Origin of the sequence: Catenulispora sp. MAP12-49 (genome assembly GCF_041262705.1) — a bacterium.
Lineage (GTDB): Bacteria > Actinomycetota > Actinomycetes > Streptomycetales > Catenulisporaceae > Catenulispora.
Genome location: NZ_JBGCCP010000048.1, coordinates 58,343 through 64,664, shown reverse-complemented (window position 1 = coordinate 64,664; position 6,322 = coordinate 58,343). Strand labels below are relative to the sequence as shown.

The following is a 6,322-nucleotide window of genomic DNA, read 5'->3' as shown; positions in this document are numbered from 1 at the left end:
CGCATCAGCGCCCGGAGGGAACCATCCCGGCCTGGGCGGTATCAAGCCGGATCACTGTTGCTGTAGTCCAGTATCAGCGGCTTGACACCGCCCAGGCCGGGATGGTTGTGCAAGCACCGCCGAAGCGACGGGGAATCCGGGACAAACCCACCTGTGGGAAGGGTTCCCGCGCCCCACGCCCGCCACGTCACCGCAGCCTGTGCGAACCAAGTGGACCCCGTCCACACCACAGGCCTGGGTTGTCCCGGATTCCCCGTCGCTTCGGCGGGCGAAGCCAAGCAGGCCGGGCCGGTGGTGTCAAGTCGCTGATACTGGACCACCAGCTGGGCGATCCGACTTGATACCACCGGACCGGCCTGCTTCCGTAAGGCGACGAAGCGACGGGGAATCCGGGACAGAGGCGACCACAAGCAGCGTCCGCCTCCTGACAGCGCGGCCCCCCACTCCCCGGAGCGAGGCCGCTCGCCGCGCAGGCGCCGCCGGAGGCGCTCTTCAACCTCTTGACCTTGCCCTTGACTGTCGCAGTAGAGCCGACCACCTACCCACACCACCACCGCCCCACGAAACCAACGCCACCCCCGACCCGCGCCACCAACGGATCCCGCAAACCCTGCGCGAAGCCGTAAAAGGAGCCTCTAAAACCCACCACCCAACCGCACCAACACCCCCACCCTGACCCACGCATAAGCCAGGGGCGCCGATTTTGGAGGGGACACAGAACCGCCGACCGGTCGCGGCCGGTCGGCGGTTCGAAGGCCGCCGTGAGTCAGTGCCCTGACCCACGGCGGCTGGGCCCCGTGACTTGCGTGCTGTGCGTGCTGTGCGTGGTGTTCGGTCCTGCTCAGTGCTTGCGCGCCTCGGCCGCCTTGACCTTGCGCGAGGCGAACATCGCGCCGCCGCCCGCGCCGAAGAACATCAGCGCGACCAGGCTCACCTCGCCGACGTTGGCGCCGGTGTGGGCCAGGGTCGGGGTGCCGGGGGTGGTGGTCGGCGTGGCCGGGGTGGCCGGCGTGCTGGTGCTGCCGCTGGGCGTCGGGGTGGTCGGCGTCGTCGGCGGCGTGCTCGGCGGGGTCGAGGAGGCCGGCGTCGAGGGGTGCGAGGTCGGACTCGTCGTCGGCGGCGTGGTGGGCTTCGTCGGCGGCGTCGTGGGAGGCGTCGTCGGCGGGGTTGTCGGCGGGGTGGTGGGGGGCGGGGTGGTCGGCGGAGGCGTCACGGCGCAGCCGCCGGCGTCCGAGCCGTTCCAGGCGGCGAACAGGCCGTAGGGCGTGTTGATGCCCTTGTCGTGGTTCGGTAGCTGGTGGCCGTTGCTGCCGTCGTACTTGGTCTTGCCGTGGTACAAGTCGATCTGGCCGAAGCACGGCGGCGCGCCGGGCAGCTTCACCGTGAGCGACTGCGTCTCCGAGCTCTTCGAAGCCGTGCTCAGGTGCACGGTCGCGAAGTCCACGAACGTCTGGGTGCCGGAGGTCTCCCAGGTCGGGCCCTCGGCGGTGTACGAGGCCAGCGAGACGTCGACGCCGCCGGCGCACTGGTCGGCGATCGCGCGCTGCGACAGCTGGACCGTGAATCCGTTGACCGGCTCGGTGTTGACCCGGGTGAACGACGAGCTGGAATGGAACGCGGTGGCCGGCTTGCCGTCGGCGCCGTTCGCCGCCCACTGCACGTCGTTGTTGCTCAGGGAGCAGGTGTGCTCTGGCGGCGGCTTCTCGCAGGCGTTCGCGGCGCCGGCGGCACCGGCCAGCGACGCGGCCGCACCGGCGAGCGTGACGAGCGCCCCCCGGCCGATTCGGCTAGTGGTCATGTGGTGGCTCTTCTCTGTGGCCGGCCCCGGGACCTCGCGGCCGGTTCACTTAGTGTGACTGGGTTGTCAGCGGCATAAGTGCTCGTGGACAGCGCCGGAGCATATCGGGGTATTGAGTCATGCTGGAAGGCAGGTTGAGGGTGATATGAGGTGTGGGTTCTGAGCGGTAACGACACGCCTTCAGGCGGTCGGTGACGGCTTGTCCCGGTTCTCCCGGTGGCGCCCGGACCAGCGCCGATGCGCCACCACGGGATACTCGCCCGCGCGCTTGGCGGATCAGCGTAGCCAATCTACGAAGCTTGTATTAGACGCGATTCCCCTTGCCGGGCCTCAGAATTACGCCTCGCTCACTGAGGGTTTCCCGCCTTGGCGTGGACCGCGTGCCAAGCCCGCCCCGCGCCGGCCACGGCCCAGCGCGTGAGGATCCCCGTGGCCGTCGCCTCGTCCGGCGCCGCCAGCAGCACGTCGCGCGCGCCGGCCAGCGCCGTGGTGCCGGTCGTCAGCGCGCCGTGGCTGCAGCACGCGCAGTGGAACGTCAGGCTGTCCACCGGCTCCATCGCCAGCCCGGCGTCGTCGAAGGCGTCCGCCAGCGCGGTCATGTCCCGCGGTACCGGCGCGGTGACCTGGGCCAGCCAGGTCGCGGCCGGCGACTCCCGCCACAGCGCCAGCTCGTCGAAGACCGGGAAGGTGTGGTCCTCGACGCGGCGCTCGCCGGTCGGGGCGCCGTCGTGTACGAGGATCTCGCCGAAGCGGCGCCGGCCGTAGGGCACCGACAGGATGCGGGCCCGGGTGGGGCAGATGCGCCGCACCCAGACCACCTCGGCCTCGCCGTCGGGGTCCAGGCGCACCAGGGCCGAGCCGAACCCGTCCTCGATCTCGCCCTCGCCGGGGGACAGCGGCACGCCGTAGTTGGTCCACGCCTCGCGCGCCGTGCCCCAGTCGCCGACCATGGTGGCCGCGATCCCCAGGTTCCACCACGCCGGGCTGCCGGCCGGCTCCCCGGCCCGCAGCGCCGCCTGCCGGCCCAACTCGTACGCCTTCTGCCAGTTCCGCAGGAACTTGTTGGCCAGCGCCGCGTCGAACCAGAGCTCGGGGCTGATCGGGGTGTCCGGAAAAGCGGTGAGGAACTGTTCGTAGCAGGCGGCGACGACCGGCCAGTCCCGGATGTCGGCGGCGTCCTCACCTCGTTGCAGCAACTTCATGGCTTCAGCGCCCGACAGCTGAACCCGGCTCATCGTTCTCCCCTGACACGGCGATCCGTGGCGTGATCGCGGAAGAGAACAGAGTAGCGAGCGGAACCATGTGCTGGAGCACACGCCGTCGGGGCGTCTAGAGACGGCCGCGACCAGCGGGGATGCCGCCCCGGCCGCGCGTTCGATTTCTGTAAGGAATGGAGCAGTAACAGATCGGCCCGGCCCCGCCACTGCCCCTGTGTCAGCGAGTACCGACCAGCATTCAGGAGTGATCAGGGTGAAGGCCATGAGCAAGGGCAAGAGCAAAGCCCAGAACGCACTGTCCATTGCCGGAGTCGTCGCCGGGACCCTGGGCGCCGTCGCCGTGACCGGCGGTCAGGCCCAGGCGGCCGCGAACCGTCCGGCGGGAGCCGCGCACACCACCGTCTACACCGAGACCAACGCCGCCGCCGGCAACGAGGTCCTGGCCTTCCACGCCGACGGCTCATCGGCGGGCGCCTACGCGACCGGGGGCGCCGGAACGGGCGCCGGACTGGGATCGCAGGGGGCTGTGACGGTCGCCGATGGCGGCCGCACGCTGTTCGCCGTCAACGGCGGCTCCGACAGCGTCTCGGAGTTCGCCGTGGCGCCCTCGGGCGCCCTGCGGCCGCTCGGGACGTTCGGGACCGGCACGGGCCCGGTCAGCGTCGCCGTCCAGGGCGACCACGTGTACGTCCTGGGGCAGAACTCTGTCACCGCCTACTGGCGCTTCGGCGACACCCTGGCCCAGGTCGCGCAGCGCGGGCTGTCGGCCGGCACCTCGGGTGCGGCGGAGGTGGCCGTGACACCCGACGGCCGCGCGCTGCTGGTGACGGAGAAGGGTTCAAGCACGCTCGACGTGTTCGCGCTGGACTTCTTCGGCGTCCCGGGCCAGGCCTCGAAGAGCGCCTCGGGCGGCCAGACGCCGTTCGGCTTCGCGTTCGGTCGCGGCGGGACCGCCGTGGTCTCGAACGTCGGGGCCGGTGCCGGAGCGAGCTCGGCCAGCGGATACCAGGTCCGGCACGGCGCGCTGCGCACCACCGCCGCCGCGCTGCCGGACGGCCAGACCGCGGCCTGCTGGGTCGCCGTCGGGCCCGACGGCCGGACCGCCTATGTCGAGAACGCCGGGTCCGGCACCGTGTCGACCTACGCGGTGGGCGCCGACGGTGCGCTGCGTCTGCTCGACGCGACCGCCGCGGCCCCCGGCGGCCACGTCGGCGACGCGGCCGTGTCCGGCGGCGCGCTGTGGATCCTGGACACCGCGAAGGGCCGGATCGACGACGTTCCGCTGGCCGCCGACGGGACGCCGGGGGCGCCGAGCGTCACCACCACCGGGATCCCGGCCAGCGCGGCCGGTCTGGCGGCGGTGACGCGGTAGGACGCACGTTTCATCAGCACGCGAAGAAGTCCCCGCCTCCGAATACTGGAGGCGGGGACTTCGTCTTCAGGTGCCGAGGGTCGCTCAGCCGTTCCTGGCCAGGACCTGCAGCTGGCTGTAGGGGCCGTTGAACACGTCCTGGTCACCGGGCTCCGAACCGGAGTCCGCGTACTGCCAGAAGGTGTAGTAGCCCCAGCCCGGAGGCAGCGTGCCGCCGCCGGAGGCCGCGTAGTTCGCGATGAACAGCGGGTCGTAGTCCGCGAAGTTCGTGTCGTCGCTGGTGCAGGTGTTCCACCAGTCGGTGGTCGAGTAGATCACCGGGTAGACGCCGGTCCGCGAGGCGTACTCGTTCGCGAAGTCCCAGATCCAGCTGGTCATCTGGCTTCCGGACAGGCCGTAGCACTCCGAGCCGTAGGGGTTGTACTCGATGTCGAGCATCCCGGGCAGGGTCTGACCGTCGGAGGACCAGCCGCCGCCGTTGTCGACGAAGTAGTCGGCCTGCGCCGACCCGCTGGAGTCGTTGGGGTTCGCGAAGTGGTAGGCGCCGCGGATCAGTCCCTGGTCGTAGGGCCCGACGTACTGGTTGTAGAAGTCGGGGTTCGTGTAGTAAGTACCCTCACTCGCCTTCGCATAAGAGAAGTCGATGTTGGGCGCGATACCGGCCCAGTCCAGGTTGCCCTGGTAGGCGCTGACGTCGATGCCCGGCAGTTGCGGCACCGAGTCCGGCGCCACGGCCGGCCGCGCGGCGCTGCGCGCGGCCGGCTCGTGGGCCGGGATCGTGGAACCCATGTGGTCGAGCTGCGGGTGGGTCGCCACCGTGGGGTGTACCGGCGTGTTGTGCCGGGTGGTGTCGACCTTGACCAACTGGCCCGATACGGTCCGCGCGTAACCCGGGTGCGGGTTCGCCTGGACGGGGGCGCCTGCCGCGGCCGTGCCGCTCGTGGCCGGCAGGAGCACCGCCCCGGCGCTGGCCAGGGCCAGCGCCAGGACGGCCAGGCGGCGCGAGGAGCGCGCGGACCGGATTCCGAGGGGGGACATCAGGACACCGTCGTCTCAGCCGTTGGCCAGCGCCTGCACGCGGCTGTAGTCGCCGTTGAAGACGTCCTGGTCGCCGGCCATGGAGCCGGAGTCGGCGTACTGCCAGATGGTGTAGAAGCCCCAGCCGGCCGGCAGCGTGCCCGCCGAGCCGTTGTAGTTCGCGACCCACAGCGGGTCGTTGGCGGCGAAGCCGCTGTAGTTGCCGGTGCAGGTGGTCCACCAGTCGGTGGTGGTGTAGATGACGGCCCAGCGGCTGGTCTTGGCGTGGTACTCGTTGATGAACGAGGCGATCCAGCTGCGCATGCTGGCCTGGCTCAGGCCGTAGCACTCGGCGCCGTAGGGGTTGTACTCGATGTCCAGGGCGCCCGGCAGGGTCTTGCCGTCCTTGGACCAGCCGCCGCCGTGCGCGACGAAGTAGTCGGCCTGGGAGGCGCCGGTGCCGCCGTTGGGGATGGCGAAGTGGTACGCGCCGCGGATGAGGCCGGCGTTGTAGGCGCCGTTGTACTGCTGGGCGAAGTAGGGGTTGGTGTAGTACGTGCCCTCCGTCGCCTTGGAGTACGAGAACTGGGCGCCGGCGGCCTTGGTCGCCGACCAGTTCACGTTGCCCTGGTGGGACGACACGTCGTCGCCATGGGGGTCGCCTGCGGCCTGCGCCATCGACGGCGCCAGCGCCGCGGTGGCGGCCAGAGCGCCGATCGCCAGCGCCGTGAGGGTGCGGCGCCGGGTGCGGGGGGCGCTGTGCGACGAGATCTTGACCATTGAGCTCTCCTGTGGGGTGAGACCTGATGGTGGAACCACGACGTGGACAGGGAGCGCGAACGCCCGAAGACGCCCCCGTCCTGTGCCTTCGGCGGTGGGGAGCTGTCAGGGTGCTGTTTCGCACCCCGGCTCGCCGCC

Annotated in this window: 5 protein-coding genes; 1 reads left to right on the top strand and 4 read right to left on the bottom strand. The window is 70.9% G+C overall.

Annotation, left to right across the window (positions count from 1 at the left end):
* Positions 1 to 841: 841 nt before the first annotated feature.
* Both ABIA35_RS44795 and ABIA35_RS44790 read right to left on the bottom strand, forming a co-directional pair.
* A complete protein-coding gene (locus ABIA35_RS44795) occupies positions 842 to 1,798 on the bottom strand; it encodes a hypothetical protein (protein ID WP_370362041.1) in 957 nt (318 codons plus the stop codon).
* Between the two features lie 347 nt (positions 1,799 to 2,145).
* A complete protein-coding gene (locus tag ABIA35_RS44790) occupies positions 2,146 to 3,000 on the bottom strand; it encodes a tol-pal system YbgF family protein (protein ID WP_370362040.1) in 855 nt (284 codons plus the stop codon).
* Positions 3,001 to 3,277: 277 nt separating this feature from the next.
* Here ABIA35_RS44790 and ABIA35_RS44785 point away from each other — a divergent pair, with 277 nt between their 5' ends.
* Positions 3,278 to 4,387: a hypothetical protein gene (locus tag ABIA35_RS44785; RefSeq protein WP_370347403.1), complete on the top strand. Its 1,110-nt coding sequence runs from the start codon at positions 3,278 to 3,280 to the stop codon at positions 4,385 to 4,387.
* An 84-nt stretch (positions 4,388 to 4,471) separates the two neighbouring features.
* Here ABIA35_RS44785 and ABIA35_RS44780 read toward each other — a convergent pair whose 3' ends face one another.
* On the bottom strand, positions 4,472 to 5,425 hold the full coding sequence (locus ABIA35_RS44780; RefSeq protein WP_370362039.1) for a GH25 family lysozyme: 954 nt from the start codon (positions 5,423 to 5,425) through the stop codon (positions 4,472 to 4,474).
* 15 nt (positions 5,426 to 5,440) lie between these two features.
* The gene (locus ABIA35_RS44775) at positions 5,441 to 6,184 is read right to left on the bottom strand and encodes a GH25 family lysozyme (RefSeq protein WP_370347399.1); all 744 of its coding nucleotides are present in this window, start codon (positions 6,182 to 6,184) and stop codon (positions 5,441 to 5,443) included.
* Positions 6,185 to 6,322 lie beyond the last annotated feature (138 nt).